This window comes from Rhizobium mulingense (assembly GCF_029194105.1).
Lineage (GTDB): Bacteria > Pseudomonadota > Alphaproteobacteria > Rhizobiales > Rhizobiaceae > Rhizobium > Rhizobium mulingense.
Map to the genome: position 1 here is coordinate 614,028 of NZ_JARFVE010000002.1, position 19,185 is coordinate 633,212.

Sequence of the window (19,185 nt, forward strand, 5' to 3'; positions counted from 1 at the left end):
CGCATGAGATTGGACATCATGAGAGATCGTCGTCGCTTTCGTCGGCGGGCAGCCTACGGCGATCGGTGATCACCTCAGGATAATCCACCTGCAGGAAATAGAGCCCGTCGGGCGGCGCCACCGGGCCGCAGGCCTTGCGGTCGCGCGCTTCGAGCGCCGCCTCGACATCGTCGGGCGTCCACTTGCCCTCGCCGGCGAGCTTCAGCGTGCCGGCGAAGGAGCGGATCTGGTTGTGGAGGAAGCTCTGCGCCGTGGCACGGATCTCGATCAGCGCGCCGTTGCGCGTCACATCGAGCCGGTCCAGCGTGCGCACCGGGCTGCTCGCCTGGCAATGGGCGGAGCGGAAGGTGGAGAAATCATGCCGGCCAACCAGCCGCTGGGCGGCGGCGTGCATGACCTCGTGGTCGAGTGTCTTCGGCACCCACCAGGCCTTGCCGGCTTCGAGCGCCAGCGGCGCCCGGCGGCTGACGATCCGGTAGAGATAATGGCGGCGCAGAGCCGAGAAGCGGGCATCGAAGAATTCGGGAACCGCCGCGACGTCGAGAATGGAGACGCGCTCGCCGGCCAGCCTCAGATGCGCATTCAGGGCGTTCTGCAGCTGGTAGGGCGACCATTCCTTCGAAAGATCGGCATGAAACACCTGTCCCATGGCGTGGACGCCGGAATCGGTGCGGCCGGCGCCGCGAACCGAAACGGTCTCGCCGGTCAGCGACAGCACCGCGGCTTCGATCGCACCCTGCACCGACGGACCGTTCTCCTGCCGCTGCCAGCCGACATAGGGACCACCATCATATTCGACGGTCATGCGGTAGCGCGGCATCAGGAAAGCCTCGTGCCGGCCGCAAGCGACGTGCCCCGGAGGAAATCGGATGCGGCGAGCGGTTTGCCGCCTGCCTTCTGCAGCCGTGTCAGCCGCACGGCGCCAGAAGCACAGGCGACGACGAGATCGTCGGTCAGCAATTGCCCGGCGGTCCCCTGCCCCTCGGCCAGCTCTGACCCCAGCACCTTCACCCGTTCCGGCTTGCCGCCGATCTCCAGCTCGAACCAGGCGCCGGGGAACGGTGCCAGGCCGCGGATATGGTTGTGCACATCCCGCGCCTCCCTGGCGAAGTCGATGCGCGTCTCGGCCTTGTCGATCTTGGCGGCATAAAGCACGCCGTCTTGCCGCTGCGGCGTCAGCGGCAGGTCGTTCATTTCCAGCTTCACCATGGCTTCCGCCATCGCCTTGGCGCCGACCTGCATCAGCCGGTCATGCAATTCGCCTGCCGTCATGTTCGGGCCGATCTCGACTTCGTGGCTCAGCGCGACGGCGCCGGTATCAAGACCCTTGTCCATCTTCATCACCATCATGCCGGTCTTTTCATCGCCGGCCATGATCGCCCGCTGGATGGGCGCAGCACCCCGCCAGCGTGGCAACAGCGAGGCATGGCCGTTATAGCAGCCGTCGCGGGTGCCGTTCAAAACCGCCTCCGGCAGCAGTAGCCCGTAGGCGACGACGACGGCGACATCGGCCTTGAACGCGGCAAACCTCTCGCGCTCCTCCGCATCCTTGAAATTGACCGGCGTGAAGACCGGGAGACCGAGCAGCTCGGCCGCCTGATGCACCGGCGATTTCTTCAGATCGAGCCCGCGCCGGCCGCCCGGCCGCGGCGGCTGCGTATAGACGGCGACGATCCTGTGGCCGGCGTCGACGAGCAGGCGCAGGGTCGGAACCGAGAACTCCGGAGTTCCCATGAAAATGATGCTAAGAGACATTCTATCTCGCCAATTGAGGATTAGCCGTCTTCAAACGGGTTTACGAGCTTGAGATCAAGCCCCTCGAAATCTCGGATGCTGCGGGTGGCGAGCGTGGCGCCGTTTGCAAGGCAGATGGCGGCGATCATGGCATCCTTGGTCTCCATCGGCCGCCCCGTCTTTCTGCGCTGCGCCGCCAGAAGGCCGTAGCGATTGGCGGCGCTCAGAGAGAAACCGAGGATACGACCGGCAAATTCCGACTCGATCCTGTTGAAGTCGGATATCAAGGTTGCCTTCCGCCTGCCATCGTCGAGAAGTTCAAGACCATAGCGCATTTCAGCGACGGCAATCGTCGTCAGGAAAAGCGCCTCGACGTCGTAGCCATCAAGCCAGTTCAATATCCGCTCGCTGTGGGTTCTCCCTTGCAACTCGGAAATCACATTCGTATCGAGGACGATCATGTGTCGAAGTGCGGCAGTTCGCGATCGGGTTCGTGGCGGGATGCGGCGATGGATTCCACCTCCTCATCGGTCAATCTTTCATGGCTCATCAGCGAGCGCAGGCGCTGTCCGGCGGAAGCCCCCGAACGCCCGGCCGCAATCTGCCGGCGGATGATTTCGATCGCCTCTTCCGAAAGGCTGCGGCCATTGCGCTGCGCGCTTTCCTGAAGCTGCCGTTTCATTGCCTCAGGAACATCGCGAATAAGCAAATCACCCATTCGGCACCTCCATTATGATATCGATGATATCATAATGCCTCGCCGGCGCCTTTTCAACGCAACACTCAGAGTGCCTTGGACTTCGCCGCCTTGGTGAACTTCTTGATCACCATCTCCCGCTTCAGCCGCGAGATATGGTCGATGAAGAGCACGCCGTTCAAGTGGTCGATCTCGTGCTGCAGACAGGTGGCGAGCAGGCCATCAGCGTCCACCGTCTGCTCCTTACCTTCCCGATCGAGATACTTGACCGAGACGGTAGCCGGGCGCTCGACCTCGGCATAATAGTCAGGAATCGACAGACAGCCCTCCTCATAGACCGAGCGGTCGTCGGACGATTTGACGATCTCCGGATTGATGAAGACCTGCGGCTGCTTTTCCTCGCCCTCGCGGGAGACGTCAATGACCAGCATGCGGCGCGGCACGCCGATCTGGATTGCGGCAAGGCCGATGCCCGGCGCGTCGTACATCGTTTCAAGCATGTCGTCGGCCAGACGCTGCAGGTCGGCGTCGACCCGCTCGATCGGTTTTGAGAGCTGGCGGAGAAGGGGATCGGGAAGAATGATGAGTGGCTTGATGGTCATGGGCGTTCCCATAACCCATCTTTTCTCACTATGGAATTATCCGGCGGGCGGGGAAGACGCTTTTTTGCATCCCCGCCCGGAATTTTGCCATATTCGCGTCAAGCCGCACGGCGGGCAGCCGTGACGGCGCGGCCTTCCGGCCGGGCGCGGAAGTGTTGCAGCAGCTCGATCAGCTTTCCCACCTCATCGGTGAGCCGGCGGGTTTCCGCCGAGGTGCGCTCGACCATGCCGGAATTCTGCTGGGTGATTTCGCCCATGCTGCGGATCGCCACGCTGACCTCGTCGACGCCGGTTGCCTGATCGCGGGCGGCGGCGGCAATATCGGCGACGAATCGGTTGATGATATCGATGCGGCTGATCATGTCGTTCAGCGCCTCGCCGGTGCTGGAGACGATGCCCACACCCTCATTGACCTGGCGGGAACTCTGCGAGATCAGGTTCTTGATCTCCTTGGCGGCTTCAGCCGTGCGCTGGGCGAGCTGGCGGACTTCCTGGGCGACGACGGCAAAACCCTTGCCGGCTTCACCTGCGCGCGCCGCTTCGACGCCGGCATTCAGCGCCAGAAGATTGGTCTGGAAGGCGATCTCGTCGATGACGCCGATGATCTTGGAGATTTCGGTCGAGGATTTTTCGATGCCGGCCATCGCCGAGACGGCGCTGGTGACGAGTTCACCGGAATTCTTCGCCTTCTGCTGTGTCTCACGCACGGCGCCGGAAGCCTTTTCGGCATTGGCGGCGGTTTGGCCGACGCTGACGGAAAGCTGCTGCAGGGCGGCCGAGCTTTCCTCGACGCCGGCTGCCTGCTGGGCGGTGCGCAGCGCCAGGTCGTTGGTTGCATTGGAAATGACGTCGGCGCCGCTCATGATCTGGCCCGACGTGTCGCGCACGGATGCGAAAGACTGGCGAAGAGCGCTGACGGCGCGGTTGTAATCCTCGGCCATCTGCCTGAAATCACCCGGCAGGTCGGATGGCAGAGTTGCTTCGAGATCGCCGTTCGACAGTGCTTCCAGGCCGCGGCGCAGCTGCTCCAGCGCGATGGCCTGGTCGGATTGCGCCTTGGCGCGCTCCTCTTCCAGCGCGCGGCGCTTGGCTTCCAGGGTCTCAAGATAGACCGAGATGGAATAATCCATGTCGAGCATGCCCGATTTGATGACGGCGGACAGCTTCTCCGCCAGTTGCCTGCCCTGCTGGCGCGCGAAGACCGACGGCCACTGCTTCTCCATGATGCCCTTGACGAGCTCGGACATGACGAGGGCATAGCCGCCGATATACCAGCGCGGCTCCAGCCCGATGCGAGCATGGGTGCGGCCGACGGCGGTCACGCCTTCGACATAGCTTTCATCAAACGTACCGCCTGCAAGATTGGCCCAATGATCCTGCTGCCGCTTCTTGGCATGGCCGACATGGACCTTGTCAGGGAAGAAGCTCGAGACAGCGGGCGCCCTAGCAATCTTGGCGTAGAATTTATCGAGGGCGCCGCCGATCAACTCGGCAATCACAGGGCGCAGCTCCCGCATCGACTTGCGTGACGCCTCGTCCAGTTCGATGAAATCGAGACGCTGTTTGAGCGCGCTGTCGGTCTGCTGGGATGTCATGGGTATCTCTGTATTTGGCGCGACGGCGCGGGAGGGAATTCTGCGCCACAGCTTTTGGCGAATATGGTTGAGCAATCGTTAAATCCGACCGCGATTTTCCGCGTGGGCCGGCAAGGCGCGGCGGCCTTGGAAGATATTGAGGATCACCGATTTCGTTCACGTTTTGATCTATATATTGCCATATGTTCTGTTATGGTTGCGCCATGACCGCCACTTCCGAATCGCTCGCAGCTTCCGTCGCCTCGATCAGCCCGACCATGCTGGCGCTGGCCGGCGGCGTTCTTGCAGTCCTCATCCTGCTGGTGATCGTCCTTTTTTTGCGCGCCGCCGGGCTTCGCCGCGAACAGGCGGAGGAGGCGGATCTGCGCGCCAGGGAAAGTGCGATGCGCATGGCCGAGCTTTTGAAGATCCAGGCGGAGATGCAGGGTCGGATCGCGGCGATGACCGAGGTCTTCGGCGCGCGGCAAAGCGAACTCAACCAGACGATCAGCCAGCGTCTCGACGGCATGTCGCAGCGCATGAACTCGACGATCACCGAGCAGACCAAATCGACGCATGAGAACCTGCAGCGGCTGCAGGAGCGGCTGGCGGTCATCGATGCGGCGCAGAACAATATCCAGACGCTCGCCAAGGACGTCGTCGGGCTGCAGGCGATACTTTCCAACAAGCAGACGCGCGGCGCCTTCGGCCAGTCGCGGATGGAGACGATCGTTGCCGACGGCCTGCCGATGGGCGCCTACGCCTTCCAGCAGACGCTGTCCAACGGCTCGCGGCCGGACTGCACGATCCGCATGCCGAACGGCGCGCCGCCGCTCGTCATCGACGCGAAATTCCCGCTCGAAGCGTGGAACGCCATCCGCGACGCCGGCAGCCCCGAGGCCGCCAAGCTCGCCGGCCAGCAGTTCCGCCGCGACATGGAGATCCATATCCGCGATATTGCCGAGAAATATCTGATCCAGGGTGAAACCCAGGATACCGCCTTTCTCTTCGTGCCGTCCGAATCGATCTTTGCCGAGCTCCACGAAAATTTCGAGCCGGTGGTGCAGAAGGCGCACCGGGCGCGCATCGTCATCGTCTCGCCGTCGCTGCTGACGCTATCGATCCAGGTTATCCAGGCGGTGCTGAAAGACCAGCGCATGCGGGCGCAGGCGCATCTGATTCAGGGCGAGGTGGCGCTGCTGATGGACGATCTCGGCCGTCTCGACGAGCGGGTGCGCAAGCTGCAGGGCCATTTCGCCATGGCGCAAAAGGATATCGACATGGTCGTTACCTCGGCCGACAAGCTCACCAGGCGCGGCGCCAAAATCGAAGCGCTGGAATTCGAGGCGAGCGGCGATATCAGGCCGGACGACGAGACTCCGGCCAAATCAGTGGAAAGCCGCACCGGTCTTCTCAAGCTTCGGATGGTTGACGAGGAGTGACCGCTTCGGGCAGTGTCTGCCCCGCATTTCATACAAGAGTTGGAACATCACGTCACCCGCGTGTTCCAAAAGACAGGACATCCTCATGATCACAGTTTTCGGGTCCATCAACATGGATCTCATCGCCACGACCGCGCGCCTGCCGAAGCCCGGCGAGACGGTCGCCGGCAACGGATTTGCCACGGCCGCCGGCGGCAAGGGTGCCAATCAGGCGCTGGCAGCCCGCCGCGCTGGTCGCTATGTGCATATGGCCGGCGGCGTCGGCAAGGATGGTTTTGCCGCGGATGCGCTCGCCCTACTCGATGATGCCGGAACCGACCTCTCCCTGGTCAAGCATGTCGACGGCCCCACAGGCACGGCGCTGATCCTCGTCGGCGGCGATGGCGAGAACATGATCGCTGTGGTCCCCGGCGCCAACGGCTTGGTGACGGCTGCCGATGCCGAGACGGCGGTCGGCAGGATGAACGAAGGCGATATCCTGATGCTGCAGCTCGAAGTGCCGGTCGATGCCGTCGAACACGCGCTGTCGGCTGCCCGCGCCAAGGGCATCACCAGCATCCTCAACCTCGCGCCGCTGATCCCCGATGCGCCGCGTCTCGGCCGCCTGGCCGATATCGTCATCGCCAACGAAACCGAGTTCGAGCGGCTCGCCGGGCAGGTCGGCATGGACGCCGAGGCACGCGAGGCAGCCCTTTACCGCCTGCATCAGGAGACCGGCCAGACGCTGATCGTCACACTCGGCGGCGATGGCGTCATCGCCATCCGCGACGGGGTCGTTTCCAGGGCGCAAGGCCTGACAATTGAACCGGTCGATACGGTGGGGGCGGGAGACACCTTCTGCGGTTATTTCGCCGCAAGCCTCGACGACGGCCTCGATTTTCCCACGGCGTTGCGCCGGGCGGCCGTCGCCGGTTCGCTCGCATGCCTCAAATCGGGGGCGCAGCCATCGATCCCGTCAAGCAAGGACGTCGCGGACAGAATATAGTTTCAGTCTCTTTGCGAAGCCGCCGAGAAAAACCATTAGTTTGGAGGGAATTTCTGCGGTTTTCCTTGCCGACGTGCCCGCCGACCGGCGGCCGCCACAGACGGAGGCTGACGACCGTGCCGGCATAGTGCGTTTTCAGGCAGCAGATCAGTGCGTGCCCGAGCTAGCCACCCGGGCGGACAATCACAACCTGATTGTCGCGCGTCGCCGGTATCCAGAGCGTGCCGGCCGCGCCGTCGACGGTGAAATCGGCAGGGCCATGAATGTCCCGCTCCAACCGGATTTCGCCGGTCGGAGCGCCATCGACCGAGAAGAGGATCAGCGCTCCAGGAACCGGGCGATCGACCGCCTTCCAATCCGAGACCGCCAGCCGGCCATCCGGCAGCGTCGCCAGTCCGTCGAACAGGCCATGCGGCGACTGTTCGAGGCGGCTTGCTTTGCCGCTCTCGTCGATGGCAAAAATATCGCCGCCGCCGAAATTCTTGCCGATTCCGGCCACGAGAACGCGCCGGCTTTGCGGCTCGACGATGATCCCGTTCGCGCCGGGAATGCCGCTGGCGAGCTCGGCGATGCTGCCGGCCTTCGGGTCGAGCCGATAGACGGCGTTGCGCAAGCTATCGGTCAGCAGCAATTGCCCGTCCGCGGTCGCGACGAGATCGTTCGCGAGCGCTGGCTCTTCTCCCGGAAGGCGTTGCTGGAAGACGCGCGCCCCGCTCGTCAGGTCGAAACCGACCACGCGGTCGATATCGGCGACATAGAGCCGGCCGCCAACCGCAGCCATGCCCTTCGGCGCATCGAGCGTCTCGCCGGCGGGCGGGAAAGCTCGCAGCGTCACGACCTTGCCGTCGGCGGAAACCTCGGAGATGAAGCCGTCGCCGTCCTTCGCCATGGGATCGAGCGCCTTCCCCATATTCGATACGAAGCGGCGATCGGCGACGGTCAGGACGCTCTCGGGTGACTGAAACCCATCGATAACAGTGACGACCTTCGCCGTTTCCTCGGCGGAGGCATTGGTCAGGGTGCTGGTCGCTACAAAGATCGCCGCCGCCGTGGCCTGCAGCACCTTCCTGGAAATCATCCGTCTCATAAGCTCACTCCTGTTGCGGAGTGGCGAGAATTGCGGGAAAGCCGCGCCTCATCGCGCCCGCTTCGACCGGAGATGAGCCCATTTCGGTCAATCCATCATTTTCGCAGCCATGCCCATCGGATAAAGTTATACGCATGGACATCGGGAAGGCATCACAACAAGCGCTCTCTTCCGCGCTGCTGGGGGGATTGGCACGGTTTCGAGCGGCGGGCACCGGGGGCAGCCTCGCGCATGGCGAGAACCTGTTTTCCTATTGTGCCCTGGCCAAGGAACGCCTGATCGCCATCGAACTTCCGCATCCGATCCTGGGCGTTGTCGTCTCCGGCGCCAAGGAAGTCTGGCGCGGCATGAACGGCTCTGCGCTTCGCGCCGGCTCGCTGTTTGTGCTGCCGGCAAAGACGAAGATGGACATCCTCAACCTGCCGGACGAGAGTCACGGCTTCTATCAGTCACTGATCCTCGAGGTGCCGGACGCTTCGGCCCTGCTCGAGGCCAGCGTTCCGTCGACGATTGCCGACCGCCGCAGGGCCGCCGTCGAGCCCCTGCAGGTCGAGCTGACGCCACATCTGGTCGATGCCGTGATTCATGCCCCCTCGGCGATCGCCGATGGCCCCGCGCAATCCTCCGTGCGGCGCTCGCGGCTGACCGAACTTCTTGCGCTCCTCCATGGCGATCCGGCAGCGCGTCCCATGTTCAACGTGTCGATCACGGGGCGCGTGCTTGGGCTGATCGCCAGTGACCTCTCCCGTGACTGGCGGGCGCCCGAGGTTGCGAGGATGATTGGCCTATCGGAATCCACCATGCGCCGGCGACTAGCGGAGGAAGGTATCTCTTTCGCCAAACTGTTGCGGCGCGAAAGGATGTTGGCGGCGTGGCATTTGATGGCGCAGCGCGAGAGCGCTCAAGCCGCCGCCATCGCGGTGGGCTATGCATCGAGGGCCCATTTCGCAAAGCGCTTCAGGGCGGCATTCGGGTCCAACCCCAGCACGCTCCGCCATTCCGATTTGATGCTCAACGGGTAGCCGACAAACTCGACGTGTAGATCGCGGGCGGAGACCGCGGTCGCCGGTTCGCTCGCATGCCTCAAATCGGGAGACAGCCATCAATCCCGTCAAGCAAGGACGTCGCGGACAGAATATAGTTTCAGTCTCTTTGCGAAGCCGCCGAGAAAACCCATTGGTTTTGAGGGAATTTCTGCGGTTTTCCTTGCCTCGACCATTCGAGTTTCATTCAAATTTAAGGTATTTCCGGCGATCTTCCTCGTGGTCGCCGGCGCCCTTCGTTCTTGCAGCCGGCCGCCAGTTCAAAGTGCTGCAGCGTCCCGTGGCGTCTTGAAAGACGCGCCGCTGCAGGCCGGCTGCTCCATGACGGAGCGATGCCTTCGCTCCTACGCCGGAGAATGCCCGTTCGGCGTATCTTGCCCGAGGACCCCATGTTTATTTTTCGCATGAAATCGCTTGCAGCGAAACTTCTCGTCATCACTGGCATCGCCATCGCGCTTGTTCTCATCGTCTCGAATTTTTTCCTCATCGGCCAGACACGGGATCGCGTCCAGACGCTGACAATGGCTCAGGCCAATCTCGAGGCAAAATCGATCGCCAACGAAATCGCCGCCAATGTCGGCGAACTCGCCAGCGCCGCACGCACCATGTCGGGCGTGATTGGCCGCGGCCATGAGGGCAAATCGCTCGACCGCAAGGGCATGATCAATGTGCTGAAAGCCAATCTCGAGCAGAACGCCTTCGCCTTCGGCAGCTGGTTCTGCGAGCAGCTCGGGGCGCTCGACGGCAAGACCACCGAGATCGCCAACAATAATGACGAAGGGACGAACAAGAACGGCGCCTTCACGCCCTACTGGTCGAAGGCCAAGGATGGCGGCGTCCAGTACTCAACCTTCGACAATGATTATACCGCCGAATGGTGGAAGCTCGCCGCTGACAGCGGCAAGGGCGCGATCACCACGCCGTACCTTGCCGAGGGAACAGATGTCCCAACGCTCCTGACCTCGATCGCCTATCCCGTCACGGCCGGCGGCAAGATGATCGGTCTCGCCGGCGTCGACATTTCGCTGAAGTCGCTCACCGACAAGCTGCAGGCGCTGCATCCTTTCGGCTCCGGCCGCGTGACGCTGCTGTCGCAGGCCGGCAACTGGATTGTCGCGCCAAACCCCGACCTGATGACCAAGCAATATGACGGAGAAGGCGCCGACGTCGTCAAGGCGGCGCTGTCGAACAAAGAGCCCGGCCTCGTCAGGAACCTGACCTATGACGGCCTCGATCCCTTCGATCGCGTCGTCTATCCCTTCGCCGTTCCCGGCGTCAACGCCACCTGGGTCGTGCTCGTCGATGTCCCGCACACGGCCATCAATGCACCGGTCAAAGACCAGACCTACATGATGATCATCAACGGGCTGATCGTGCTCGGCGCGGTCATGCTGGCGCTCTATTTCGCCGTCCGTTCGCTCGTGCAACGGCCGCTCGGCGGGCTGGTCGCCAGCGTCAAGGCGTTGAGCGACGGCCACTATGAGGAGCCGGTCGCAGCCCAGGATCGGAGCGACGAGGTCGGTTCGGTCGCCAAGGCGCTCGAAGGCTTCCGCTTCACGCTCGCCGACACCAAGCGCCTCGAAGACGAGGCTGCCAGAGAGCGGCAGGCGGCGGAGGCCGAGCGCGGCCGGTCGGAATCGGAACGGCAAGAATCGGTGTCGCAACAGCGCCGCATCGTCTCGATCGTCGGCGCCGGCCTTTCCGAGCTGTCGCGCGGCAATCTCGGCCACCGCATCACCGACGAGTTCCCCGGCGAATACGGCAAGCTGAAGCAGGATTTCAACGCGGCGCTTGCAAGCCTCGAAGAGACCATCAACACCATGACCCTCAGCGTCGCCAATATCGGCTCGGGCACAGGCGAGATCAGCAACAGCGCCTCCGACCTCGCCAAGCGCACCGAGCAGCAGGCGGCCAGCCTGGAGGAGACGGCGGCCGCGCTCAACGAGCTCACCGCGCAGGTCGATTCCAGCGCCGAGAATGCGCGCACGGCGGCCGACAACGTCAGCCTCGCCTGTCAGGATGCCGAAAGGTCCGGCGAGGTGGTGCAGAAGGCAATCGCCTCGATGCGGGGGATCGAACAGTCTTCGACGGAGGTCTCGCGGATCATCGGCGTCATCGACGAGATCGCCTTCCAGACCAATCTGCTGGCGCTGAATGCCGGCGTCGAGGCGGCGCGCGCCGGCGAGGCCGGCAAGGGTTTTGCCGTCGTCGCCCAGGAAGTGCGCGAGCTCGCCCAGCGTTCGGCCAACGCCGCCAAGGAGATCAAGACGCTGATCAACACCTCGGCCGTCCAGGTCAAGGAGGGCGTCGATCTCGTCGGGCGTGCCGGCGGCACGCTGCACAAGATCGCCGAACAGGTGATGGGCATCAACGACCTCATCCGGCAGATCTCGGCCTCGGCGAGCGAACAGGCCGTGGGTCTCAAGGAAATCAACCAGGCCATGAACCAGATGGACCAGGTTACGCAGCAGAACGCAGCGATGGTCGAGGAAGCGACCGCCGCCAGCGTGGCGCTCAACGACGAGGCGCAGACGCTGAAGGCGCTCGCCACACGCTTCCGGGTCTCCGGTTCGGGCAACGCCGCTCAGCTCACCGCCGTCGCCCAGCAGATGCGGGCGCCGGCGGCCCGCCGACCGGCCGCGCCGTCGCGCGGTTCCGCCGCCGTGGCGCAGGACAGTTGGGAAGAGTTCTGATCGTTCCGTTCCGTCTTATAACGAAAAAAGGCGCCTGCGAAATCAGGCGCTTTTTTTGTCAGGAATGGAAGCGGTTCAGGCCGCGTTCGAGGTCTGCTCTTCGTTGAGGAAGGCGTAGATCGCCGAGGCGGAATCGGTGGCGCGCAGCTTTGCCACGAGATCGTGATCACGCAGGACGCGGGCTATGCGTGACAGCGCCTTGAGATGATCGGCGCCCGCGCCTTCCGGCGCCAAAAGCAGGAAGACGAGATCGACCGGCTGGTCGTCCAGCGCTTCGAAATCGACCGGCTGCTCCAGCCGGGCGAAGATTCCGACGATCGAATGAATGTTTACCAGCTTGCCGTGGGGAATGGCGATACCGTTGCCGACGCCGGTCGAGCCCAGGCGTTCGCGCTGCAGGATGACGTCGAAGATCTCCCGTTCGGAGAGCCCGGTGATCCTTGCGGCTCGTGCCGCCAATTCCTGAAGCAACTGTTTCTTGGAATTTACTCTGAGGGCGGGAATGATCGCATCCTGATGGAGCAAATCTGCCAATGCCATTTCTTTTTCCTTCTGTCGCCGGGATCAGATGACGCGGGCGAGCGGCGACGATACCGCCGCTCACCGCCCTGATCTCAGCCTTTGATATTGGCCGAATCGATCCAGCCAATATTCCCGTCGTGGCGACGGTAAACAATGTTCAGATGTTCCTTGCCGGGGCTGCGGAACAGGAGAAGCGGCTCGTCGGTCATGTCGAGCGCCATCACGGCGGTGGCGACCGACATGGTCTTCAGCTGCTTCGTGCTTTCAGCGACGATAGCTGGGGCGAAATCGTCGGGAATTTCATCCTCGTGATCAGGAACGGAGTCCATGACCGTGTAGGAGACTTCTGCAAAACCATTCAGGTGGTTTCCGGCATGATGGTCCTTCAGCTTGCGTTTGTAGCGGCGCAGACGCTTCTCGATGCGCTCGGAAGCGGCGTCGAAGGCAAGCTGGGGATCGGTTGCTTCGCCGGCGGCATGCAGCACCACTCCGCTGTCGAGATGAAGCTTGCAGTCTGCCGAGAAACGAGAACTCGCCTTTTCGACGGTCACCTGGCCGGAATACCCCCCGTCGAAGTATTTCGTGATGGCCATACCAATTTGGTCCTCGATCTTTTGACGGAAGGATTCACCAATTTCCATATGTTTCCCGGATACACGCACACTCATGGAGTTTCCCTTCTTATGGTCGTTTGCGGGTATCAGTTTACGCCAAGCCTCAGGTTCATCCAAGCACTTCGCGCAATCTCAAGCAAGATCGGCGTGGGCCTGCGGGTCCTCGGTGCCCTTGGGATGATGGGGATAACTTTTAAAAGCGCTCACGGCGTCGATTGCGGCGGGCTTCTAGCCAGAGCTTACCGAAAAGTCAATAGGGCGGAAAATGGCCTTCGGAGATGCGCGGGAAACGTGCGGAGGATTCCTTGCCGACAAGCGCTCCTGACGATCCCCGCTTCGATGGCTTTCAATGCTTCGCGCTTAAGCTGTGCTGCCTTGCGGCTATCTTTATTGCGGTGACACCACTACTGTCCGGTTGGCGTCGACGGCTGCCCCTCACACTAACCTGCCGGGGTCGAGGTCCGCGGCTCGATCCGGCTAGTGGCGGGCGGCGATCTCTTGAATTGTCCAAAGCGCCGAGAACCGTCTGATACGCAGTAGAATTAACACCGTGCAGCAAGTCCACCAAGTTTAGCCGGACAGCGGCGTGGTGACACCTGGTATGGCTGGAGATGCGGTCGAACCCGGCGCCTGGATGAGACCCGCGTCAGAAGCCCGCGACCTTGGCGAGCGCCCGCTTCTCGCGGCGGCGCTGGACCGAGGAGGCGATATTCATCGCTTCCCGGTATTTCGCCACGGTGCGGCGGGCGAGATCGATGCCGCCCTTCTTCAGCATATCGACGATATCGTCATCGGAGAGCACCGCGTCCGGGCTCTCCTGCATGATGAGGGCGCGGATCTTGTGACGTACGGCCTCGGCCGAATGGCTGTCGCCGCCTTCCACGGCGCTGATCGACACGGTGAAGAAATATTTAAGCTCGAAGAGGCCGCGCGGCGTCAGCATGTATTTGTTCGAGGTGACGCGGCTGACGGTGGATTCGTGCATCTTGATCGCCTCGGCCACTGTCTTCAGGTTCAACGGCCGCAGGTGGTCGACGCCGTTGAGCAGGAAGGCATCCTGCTGGCGGACGATTTCGCTTGCCACCTTCATGATGGTTTTCGCCCGCTGGTCCAAGCTGCGCGTCAGCCAGTTGGCGCTCTGCAGGCACTCGGAAAGGAAGGCATAATCCTCACCGTTCCTGGCCACGCGCGAAAAATAGGACTGGTTGACCAGCACGCGCGGCAGCGTATCCGGATTGAGCTCGACCAGCCAGCCGCCGTCTGCCGACGGCCTGACGACGACATCGGGCATGATCGCTTCGGAAATACCCGCCTCGAAACCGCTGCCGGGCTTCGGATTGAGCTGGCGAATCTCGGAGAGCATGTCGAGGAGGTCTTCCTCATCGACACCGCAAAGCCGCTTCAGCGTGGCGAAATCGCGCCGCGCCAGCAGTTCGAGATTGTCGACCAGCGCTTGCATGGCAGGGTCGTAGCGGTCCTTCTGCCTGAGCTGGATCGCCAGGCACTCAGCGAGGCTGCGGGCGAAAACACCCGGCGGATCGAGCGTCTGGAGCGCGGCAAGAACGTGTTCGACCTGCGGCAGGCTCGTGCCGAGCCGCTCGCCTATCTCTACGAGATCAGTCTGCAGATAACCGGCATCGTCGAGCTGATCGACGAAATTCTGCGCGATCAGCCGGTCGGTCATATCGGGCAGGACGAAGGGGATCTGCTGAGCGAGGTGGTCGCGCAGCGACAGCTGGCCGGCGACGAAATCGTCGAGATCGTAATCGGCGCCCTCGGCGCTGCCCGGCATCGACTTCCACTGGCCGACAAGCTCCGGCGCATCGAGGCGCTGCGGGGCGCCGTCGTCGGGAAAGACATTGGTATAATTGGCGTCGAGCTCGTCGTTCAGCCGGCCGGTGCTTTCGCTGCCGCCATTGTCGTACCAGTCGCTGGAGAGCGCCTCGGCGCGATTGTCGGCGCCGTCGTCCGAGCCGGCATCCTCCGGCGGCTGGCCAAACTGCTCGTCTTCACCGCCACCGCGTTCGTCGCCCGCCTCGCCGTCGTTTGACGGGAATTCGAGCAGGGGGTTCTTTTCCACTTCCTGGGCGATGAACTGGCTGAGCTCGAAATGCGTCATCTGCAGCAACTGGATGGATTGCATCAGTTGCGGTGTCATCACCAGGGACTGGCTCTGGCGCAGGAAAAGATTGGCGGACAGTGCCATGACGGACGCGAAACTCCCCTCAATTCCTCCGGGAACCGCGTCCAGTTAACGCCTCAGGCCACGGAAACCAAGTTGGCCCAAAAATTGCTTTTTTATCTCATTTGGTCAAGCGGAACTAAGCGGCAAGGTGAATTTCCGCGCCGACGGGAGCATGACGGATTCCGATTTGCTCGAAAATCAGCCTGATCCGGCCTCAGAGGCTGAAATTGTCGCCGAGATAGAGCCGGCGCACTTCCGGATTGTTGACGATATCGTTCGCCCGGCCATGGGTCAGCACTTCGCCGGCATGAATGATGTAGGCGCGGTCGATGAGACCGAGCGTCTCGCGAACATTATGGTCGGTGATGAGAACACCGATGCCGCGCGCCGTCAGATGATGGACGAGATTCTGGATGTCGGCGACCGAGATCGGGTCGACACCGGCAAAGGGCTCGTCGAGCAGCATGAAGGTCGGGTCGGTCGCCAGCGCACGGGCGATTTCGAGACGGCGGCGCTCGCCGCCGGAAAGAGCGACGGCGGCACTCTTTCTGAGCTTCTGGATATGAAATTCCTCCAGCAGCTCGTTCAGCTTCTGCTCGCGATCAGCCTTGTCCTTGACATGCACTTCGAGAACGGCGCGGATATTTTCTTCCACCGTCAGCCCGCGAAAGATCGAGGCTTCCTGCGGAAGGTAACCGACGCCGAGGCGGGAGCGGCGATACATCGGCATGGTCGTCACGTCGTTGCCGTCGATTTCGATGGTGCCTTCATCCACCGGCACAAGGCCGGTGATCATGTAAAAACAGGTCGTCTTGCCCGCACCGTTCGGACCGAGCAGGCCGACGGCCTCGCCACGGCGCACCACCAGCGAAACGCCGTTGACGACGCGTCGCGTCGCATAGGTCTTCGTCAGACCACGGGCGATCAGCGTTCCCTGATAGCGACTCTTGTCGGCGGCACCCGCAGCTTGTGGCTCGGGCTGGCCGAACATTGTGGATAGCGATGATAATTTCACGTGGGAGGCCGGCTTCTCAGTTCTGCTTCTGCTGCGCATTCGGCTGCGATTTCGGATCGAGCTGAATCTGGACACGCCCGCCGCAGCTTTCAAGCTCCGCCTGGCCGGATTGCATGTGAACGGTCAGTTTGCACCCGGTAAAGACGTTCGGCCCATCCGACAGAATAACCTTATTGCCCTGATCCGCCGTCAGGATGAATGTCTGCGAGGCCATGTCGAAATTGCCGTCATCGGCGGTCGCCGTCTGCGTGCCCGAGGTCAGCAGGACCTTGTCGGTCACCAGGATCTTGTCGATGTCGGCACTCCCCGATGCGAGCGAGGCAGACTTTTCCGGCTGGGCGGCGGGCTGAGCCCCATCGGCGCCCGGCTTTGCCGCCTTATCCTTATAATAGACGGTCATCTTGCCAGACTGCATCGTCGTCGTTCCCTGGACGACCTTGACATTGCCGGTGAAGAGGGCGGTGTGCTCCTGGTCATGGATCTCGAGCTTGTCGCTTTCGATCTGGATTGGCTGGTCGTTGGAAAGCTTCATCCCCGACATCGCCGTCGCCTGCTGCGCGCCGGCGCCCGAGGCCGTCAGGATAAGGGCAAACGCGCCGGCAATGAATGCTACGCCCGTCTTGCAAGCTGAAATGCGACAATCTTTTGTCATGGATGACCCGGCTGGTTAGGTGCCCTGTTTATGGATGGTGGATGGATCGACATTCATGCGAACATTCCCCTCGAATGTGATCACCCGCCCCTTATCTGTTATCTCAAGCGTCTTCGCAACAATGGAAGCATTGTCCTTGGTGATGGTGACGGGGTCGTCGCTGCGCATGTTGCCGCCCTTGATGTCGAGCCGGGCGGACTGGAATTGCGCATTGAGGCCGCTGCTCAGCACCAGGGTGAAGGGGGCCGTCATATGCAGATTGTCGGTGGCGCGGTTGTAATCGGCGGTCGAGGCGACGACGCGGGCGATCAGGCCGTCATTCATCGGCACGGCCGCCTTGATGGTCTCCAGCGTGATGAGATCGGGATTGCGGATATCCTGCAACGCCCGTTCGGCGAGCATCGAATAGTTGATGCCGTCGGAATTGCGGCCCGCGATCGCCGGCTTCTCCATCACGACCTTGCCGTTCTCGATCTTGGCACCTTCGAACTTGACGTTTTCGGGCAGGTAGATGCTGACAAGCGCCACCGCCGCGAGGCCAGCGGCGACGATGAGGGCGGCCACAGGCAGCAGAATCTTCAGCCGCCGCACGCGGGCGGAATGGAACAACGCATCGCCATAGGCGCTCCTGCCGGAGCCCGCATAAGCGTCATTTCCGTTGTTCTTCAGGGTATCGAGCATAGGTCTCGTTCCATCTGCGGTGATTGCCGCGCCTTATAACAAAGCCGGCCGCCAATCACAGTTCGTTTCGCATTATTACATTGGCTTGCCAATATGGAATTTTTTCTGCAACAAGCAACAAAACGGAAAAACATCAAAAAGTGGCATTCGTACGCGCCGCTGCCACCTATTTCACCGGATCGATCGGCGCCATGCCGACGCCGGGCCAGCGCTGGAGGTATCTCATGGACAGTTCGATCATCGCCGATCGCCGGCGGCTGCGCCGCAAGCTCGGCTTCTGGCGCATCGTCGCAGTGGCCCTCGTGGTGGCGCTTGGTCTGGCCTTCTATGGCTTCGCCTTCGGCGGTGCCGGAACCGAACGCCCGCATATCGCTCATGTGACGATATCCGGGCTGATCGTCGACGACGACGAGCTACTGGAGCGGCTGAAGAAGGTCGAGACCAGCGATCAGGTGAAGGCAGCGGTGATTTCGATCTCCTCGCCCGGCGGCACGACCTATGGCGGCGAGAAAATCTTCAAGGCGATCCGTGCCATTTCGGCCAAGAAGCCCGTGGTCTCGGACGTGCGCACGCTGGCCGCTTCGGCCGGCTACATGATTGCCACTGCCGGCGATACGATCATTGCCGGCGACAGCTCGATCACCGGCTCGATCGGCGTCATCTTTCAGTATCCGCAGATCCAGCCGTTGCTCGACAAGATCGGCGTCTCGCTGCAGGAGATCAAATCCTCGCCGCTGAAGGCCGAGCCCTCGCCATTCCACGAGGCGAGCGAGGAGGCCAAGGCGATGATCCGCAATATGGTGCTCGACAGCTACAACTGGTTCGTTGACCTCGTGGCCGACCGGCGCAAGCTTCCGCGTGAAGAGGTGCTGAAGCTCGCCGACGGCACGATCTATACCGGACGGCAGGCGCTCGAGGCGAAACTCGTCGATACGATCGGCGGCGATCCCGAAATCCGTGCCTATCTTAAATCGCGCGGGGTCGACGCCGATCTGCCGATGGTCGACTGGGACAAGAAGAGCAACACGCCGTTTCTGCTCGCTGGGGCTGTTTCGCGGCTGATTACGATCCTCGGTTATGAGGATGTCGTCAAAGGCCAGGATATCAATGGAATCCTGCCCCCAAAGTTGCTTCTTGACGGGCTGCTTTCAGTTTGGCAGGTTGGCCACGATTGATAAGAAATCAATAATTTAAGGGGGCGACTGTGATCAAGTCCGAACTGGTGCAGATTGTTGCGGCACGCAACCCGCATCTCTATCATCGCGACGTCGAAAATATCGTCAACGCGGTTCTCGACGAGATCACCGATGCACTGGCTGCGGGCAACCGCGTCGAATTGCGCGGCTTCGGCGCGTTTTCGGTCAAGAACCGCCCTTCCCGCTCCGGCCGCAATCCGCGCACCGGCGATACCGTCTTCGTCGAGGAGAAGTGGGTTCCCTTCTTCAAGACCGGCAAGGAACTGCGCGAGCGGCTCAATCCCGGCCAGGCCGACGAAGAGGATTGAGCGGCGCAACCGGCCTGCGGCGAAACCGCACTTGAACTTGAACTCGGTTTTCCTATTCTGTTAGCGCATCGGCCCGAAAATCGGAATCGATTTTCGGGCCGATGCGTAGATACAATGCGCCATTCGAAGAGAGCGGCGCCGTCCGACGCGTGGAG

19 protein-coding genes are annotated in these 19,185 nt (G+C 62.2%); 6 read left to right on the forward strand and 13 right to left on the reverse strand.

Going from position 1 to position 19,185, the window contains the following annotated elements:
* Positions 1-16: 16 nt before the first annotated feature.
* From truA to PYR71_RS03150, 6 genes are all read right to left on the reverse strand, one after another.
* Positions 17-820, reverse strand: a complete 804-nt coding sequence (truA, locus tag PYR71_RS03125; protein ID WP_275618180.1) for a tRNA pseudouridine(38-40) synthase TruA — start codon at positions 818-820, stop codon at positions 17-19.
* Positions 820-1,755: a methionyl-tRNA formyltransferase gene (gene fmt / locus PYR71_RS03130; protein WP_275618181.1), complete on the reverse strand. Its 936-nt coding sequence runs from the start codon at positions 1,753-1,755 to the stop codon at positions 820-822. The genes truA and fmt overlap by 1 nt, the downstream gene beginning before the upstream one ends.
* 20 nt (positions 1,756-1,775) lie before the next feature.
* Complete coding sequence (locus PYR71_RS03135; protein ID WP_275618182.1) at positions 1,776-2,195, reverse strand: type II toxin-antitoxin system VapC family toxin; 420 nt, start codon at positions 2,193-2,195, stop codon at positions 1,776-1,778.
* Positions 2,192-2,452 (reverse strand): FitA-like ribbon-helix-helix domain-containing protein, encoded by a 261-nt coding sequence (locus tag PYR71_RS03140; protein WP_275618183.1) that lies wholly within the window; start codon positions 2,450-2,452, stop codon positions 2,192-2,194. The genes PYR71_RS03135 and PYR71_RS03140 overlap by 4 nt, the downstream gene beginning before the upstream one ends.
* A 65-nt stretch (positions 2,453-2,517) precedes the next feature.
* Positions 2,518-3,033, reverse strand: a complete 516-nt coding sequence (def, locus tag PYR71_RS03145) for a peptide deformylase (RefSeq protein WP_275618184.1) — start codon at positions 3,031-3,033, stop codon at positions 2,518-2,520.
* Between the two features lie 98 nt (positions 3,034-3,131).
* On the reverse strand, positions 3,132-4,628 hold the full coding sequence (locus PYR71_RS03150; RefSeq protein ID WP_275618185.1) for a globin-coupled sensor protein: 1,497 nt from the start codon (positions 4,626-4,628) through the stop codon (positions 3,132-3,134).
* A gap of 203 nt (positions 4,629-4,831) precedes the next feature.
* Here PYR71_RS03150 and PYR71_RS03155 point away from each other — a divergent pair, with 203 nt between their 5' ends.
* Both PYR71_RS03155 and PYR71_RS03160 read left to right on the forward strand, forming a co-directional pair.
* Positions 4,832-6,049, forward strand: a complete 1,218-nt coding sequence (locus PYR71_RS03155; protein ID WP_275618186.1) for a DNA recombination protein RmuC — start codon at positions 4,832-4,834, stop codon at positions 6,047-6,049.
* 85 nt (positions 6,050-6,134) lie between these two features.
* Positions 6,135-7,034 carry a ribokinase gene (locus PYR71_RS03160; protein WP_275618187.1) on the forward strand — a complete coding sequence of 300 codons (900 nt, stop codon included), beginning with the start codon at positions 6,135-6,137 and terminating at the stop codon, positions 7,032-7,034.
* A 163-nt stretch (positions 7,035-7,197) separates the two neighbouring features.
* Here the strand turns inward: PYR71_RS03160 and PYR71_RS03165 are convergent, their stop codons facing one another.
* Positions 7,198-8,121, reverse strand: coding sequence for an SMP-30/gluconolactonase/LRE family protein (locus PYR71_RS03165; protein ID WP_275618188.1), 924 nt, complete (start codon positions 8,119-8,121; stop codon positions 7,198-7,200).
* 134 nt (positions 8,122-8,255) lie between these two features.
* Between PYR71_RS03165 and PYR71_RS03170 the strand changes: the two genes are divergently transcribed.
* Together PYR71_RS03170 and PYR71_RS03175 are read left to right on the forward strand one after the other, a co-directional pair.
* Positions 8,256-9,143: a helix-turn-helix transcriptional regulator gene (locus PYR71_RS03170; protein WP_275618189.1), complete on the forward strand. Its 888-nt coding sequence runs from the start codon at positions 8,256-8,258 to the stop codon at positions 9,141-9,143.
* Positions 9,144-9,553: 410 nt separating this feature from the next.
* Positions 9,554-11,857: a methyl-accepting chemotaxis protein gene (locus PYR71_RS03175; RefSeq protein WP_275618190.1), complete on the forward strand. Its 2,304-nt coding sequence runs from the start codon at positions 9,554-9,556 to the stop codon at positions 11,855-11,857.
* Positions 11,858-11,932: 75 nt separating this feature from the next.
* On the opposite strand, the gene ptsN is transcribed toward PYR71_RS03175, so the two are convergent.
* The 6 genes from ptsN to lptC all read right to left on the reverse strand — a co-directional run bounded on the left by ptsN (position 11,933) and on the right by lptC (position 17,526).
* Positions 11,933-12,397, reverse strand: coding sequence for a PTS IIA-like nitrogen regulatory protein PtsN (gene ptsN, locus PYR71_RS03180; RefSeq protein WP_003570770.1), 465 nt, complete (start codon positions 12,395-12,397; stop codon positions 11,933-11,935).
* A gap of 74 nt (positions 12,398-12,471) precedes the next feature.
* Complete coding sequence (hpf, locus tag PYR71_RS03185; RefSeq protein WP_003570772.1) at positions 12,472-13,047, reverse strand: ribosome hibernation-promoting factor, HPF/YfiA family; 576 nt, start codon at positions 13,045-13,047, stop codon at positions 12,472-12,474.
* 592 nt (positions 13,048-13,639) lie between these two features.
* Positions 13,640-15,199 carry an RNA polymerase factor sigma-54 gene (gene rpoN / locus PYR71_RS03190; RefSeq protein ID WP_275618191.1) on the reverse strand — a complete coding sequence of 520 codons (1,560 nt, stop codon included), beginning with the start codon at positions 15,197-15,199 and terminating at the stop codon, positions 13,640-13,642.
* 193 nt (positions 15,200-15,392) lie between these two features.
* Positions 15,393-16,169 carry an LPS export ABC transporter ATP-binding protein gene (gene lptB, locus PYR71_RS03195; protein WP_183914672.1) on the reverse strand — a complete coding sequence of 259 codons (777 nt, stop codon included), beginning with the start codon at positions 16,167-16,169 and terminating at the stop codon, positions 15,393-15,395.
* 40 nt (positions 16,170-16,209) lie between these two features.
* The gene (locus PYR71_RS03200; protein WP_183914165.1) at positions 16,210-16,845 is read right to left on the reverse strand and encodes an LptA/OstA family protein; all 636 of its coding nucleotides are present in this window, start codon (positions 16,843-16,845) and stop codon (positions 16,210-16,212) included.
* Between the two features lie 15 nt (positions 16,846-16,860).
* Positions 16,861-17,526 carry an LPS export ABC transporter periplasmic protein LptC gene (lptC, locus tag PYR71_RS03205; RefSeq protein ID WP_275618192.1) on the reverse strand — a complete coding sequence of 222 codons (666 nt, stop codon included), beginning with the start codon at positions 17,524-17,526 and terminating at the stop codon, positions 16,861-16,863.
* A 224-nt stretch (positions 17,527-17,750) separates the two neighbouring features.
* Here lptC and sppA point away from each other — a divergent pair, with 224 nt between their 5' ends.
* Entirely contained in the window at positions 17,751-18,701 is a 951-nt protein-coding gene (sppA, locus tag PYR71_RS03210; RefSeq protein WP_275618454.1) for a signal peptide peptidase SppA, read from the forward strand.
* A 29-nt stretch (positions 18,702-18,730) separates the two neighbouring features.
* On the forward strand, positions 18,731-19,030 hold the full coding sequence (locus tag PYR71_RS03215) for an integration host factor subunit beta (protein WP_003544934.1): 300 nt from the start codon (positions 18,731-18,733) through the stop codon (positions 19,028-19,030).
* The last annotated feature ends 155 nt before the right edge of the window (positions 19,031-19,185 follow it).

Bases quoted from the DNA above. Each gene is read 5' to 3' on its own strand.
- ptsN (WP_003570770.1), bottom strand. From the start codon at position 12,397: ATGGCATTGGCAGATTTGCTCCATCAGGATGCGATCATTCCCGCCCTC.
- PYR71_RS03170 (WP_275618189.1), top strand. From the start codon at position 8,256: ATGGACATCGGGAAGGCATCACAACAAGCGCTCTCTTCCGCGCTGCTG.
- rpoN (WP_275618191.1), bottom strand. From the start codon at position 15,199: ATGGCACTGTCCGCCAATCTTTTCCTGCGCCAGAGCCAGTCCCTGGTG.
- lptB (WP_183914672.1), bottom strand. From the start codon at position 16,169: ATGTTCGGCCAGCCCGAGCCACAAGCTGCGGGTGCCGCCGACAAGAGT.
- PYR71_RS03175 (WP_275618190.1), top strand. From the start codon at position 9,554: ATGTTTATTTTTCGCATGAAATCGCTTGCAGCGAAACTTCTCGTCATC.
- lptC (WP_275618192.1), bottom strand. From the start codon at position 17,526: ATGCTCGATACCCTGAAGAACAACGGAAATGACGCTTATGCGGGCTCC.
- truA (WP_275618180.1), bottom strand. From the start codon at position 820: ATGCCGCGCTACCGCATGACCGTCGAATATGATGGTGGTCCCTATGTC.
- PYR71_RS03200 (WP_183914165.1), bottom strand. From the start codon at position 16,845: ATGACAAAAGATTGTCGCATTTCAGCTTGCAAGACGGGCGTAGCATTC.
- hpf (WP_003570772.1), bottom strand. From the start codon at position 13,047: ATGAGTGTGCGTGTATCCGGGAAACATATGGAAATTGGTGAATCCTTC.
- fmt (WP_275618181.1), bottom strand. From the start codon at position 1,755: ATGTCTCTTAGCATCATTTTCATGGGAACTCCGGAGTTCTCGGTTCCG.
- PYR71_RS03140 (WP_275618183.1), bottom strand. From the start codon at position 2,452: ATGGGTGATTTGCTTATTCGCGATGTTCCTGAGGCAATGAAACGGCAG.
- PYR71_RS03155 (WP_275618186.1), top strand. From the start codon at position 4,832: ATGACCGCCACTTCCGAATCGCTCGCAGCTTCCGTCGCCTCGATCAGC.
- PYR71_RS03160 (WP_275618187.1), top strand. From the start codon at position 6,135: ATGATCACAGTTTTCGGGTCCATCAACATGGATCTCATCGCCACGACC.
- PYR71_RS03135 (WP_275618182.1), bottom strand. From the start codon at position 2,195: ATGATCGTCCTCGATACGAATGTGATTTCCGAGTTGCAAGGGAGAACC.
- def (WP_275618184.1), bottom strand. From the start codon at position 3,033: ATGACCATCAAGCCACTCATCATTCTTCCCGATCCCCTTCTCCGCCAG.
- PYR71_RS03165 (WP_275618188.1), bottom strand. From the start codon at position 8,121: ATGAGACGGATGATTTCCAGGAAGGTGCTGCAGGCCACGGCGGCGGCG.
- PYR71_RS03150 (WP_275618185.1), bottom strand. From the start codon at position 4,628: ATGACATCCCAGCAGACCGACAGCGCGCTCAAACAGCGTCTCGATTTC.
- sppA (WP_275618454.1), top strand. From the start codon at position 17,751: ATGGACAGTTCGATCATCGCCGATCGCCGGCGGCTGCGCCGCAAGCTC.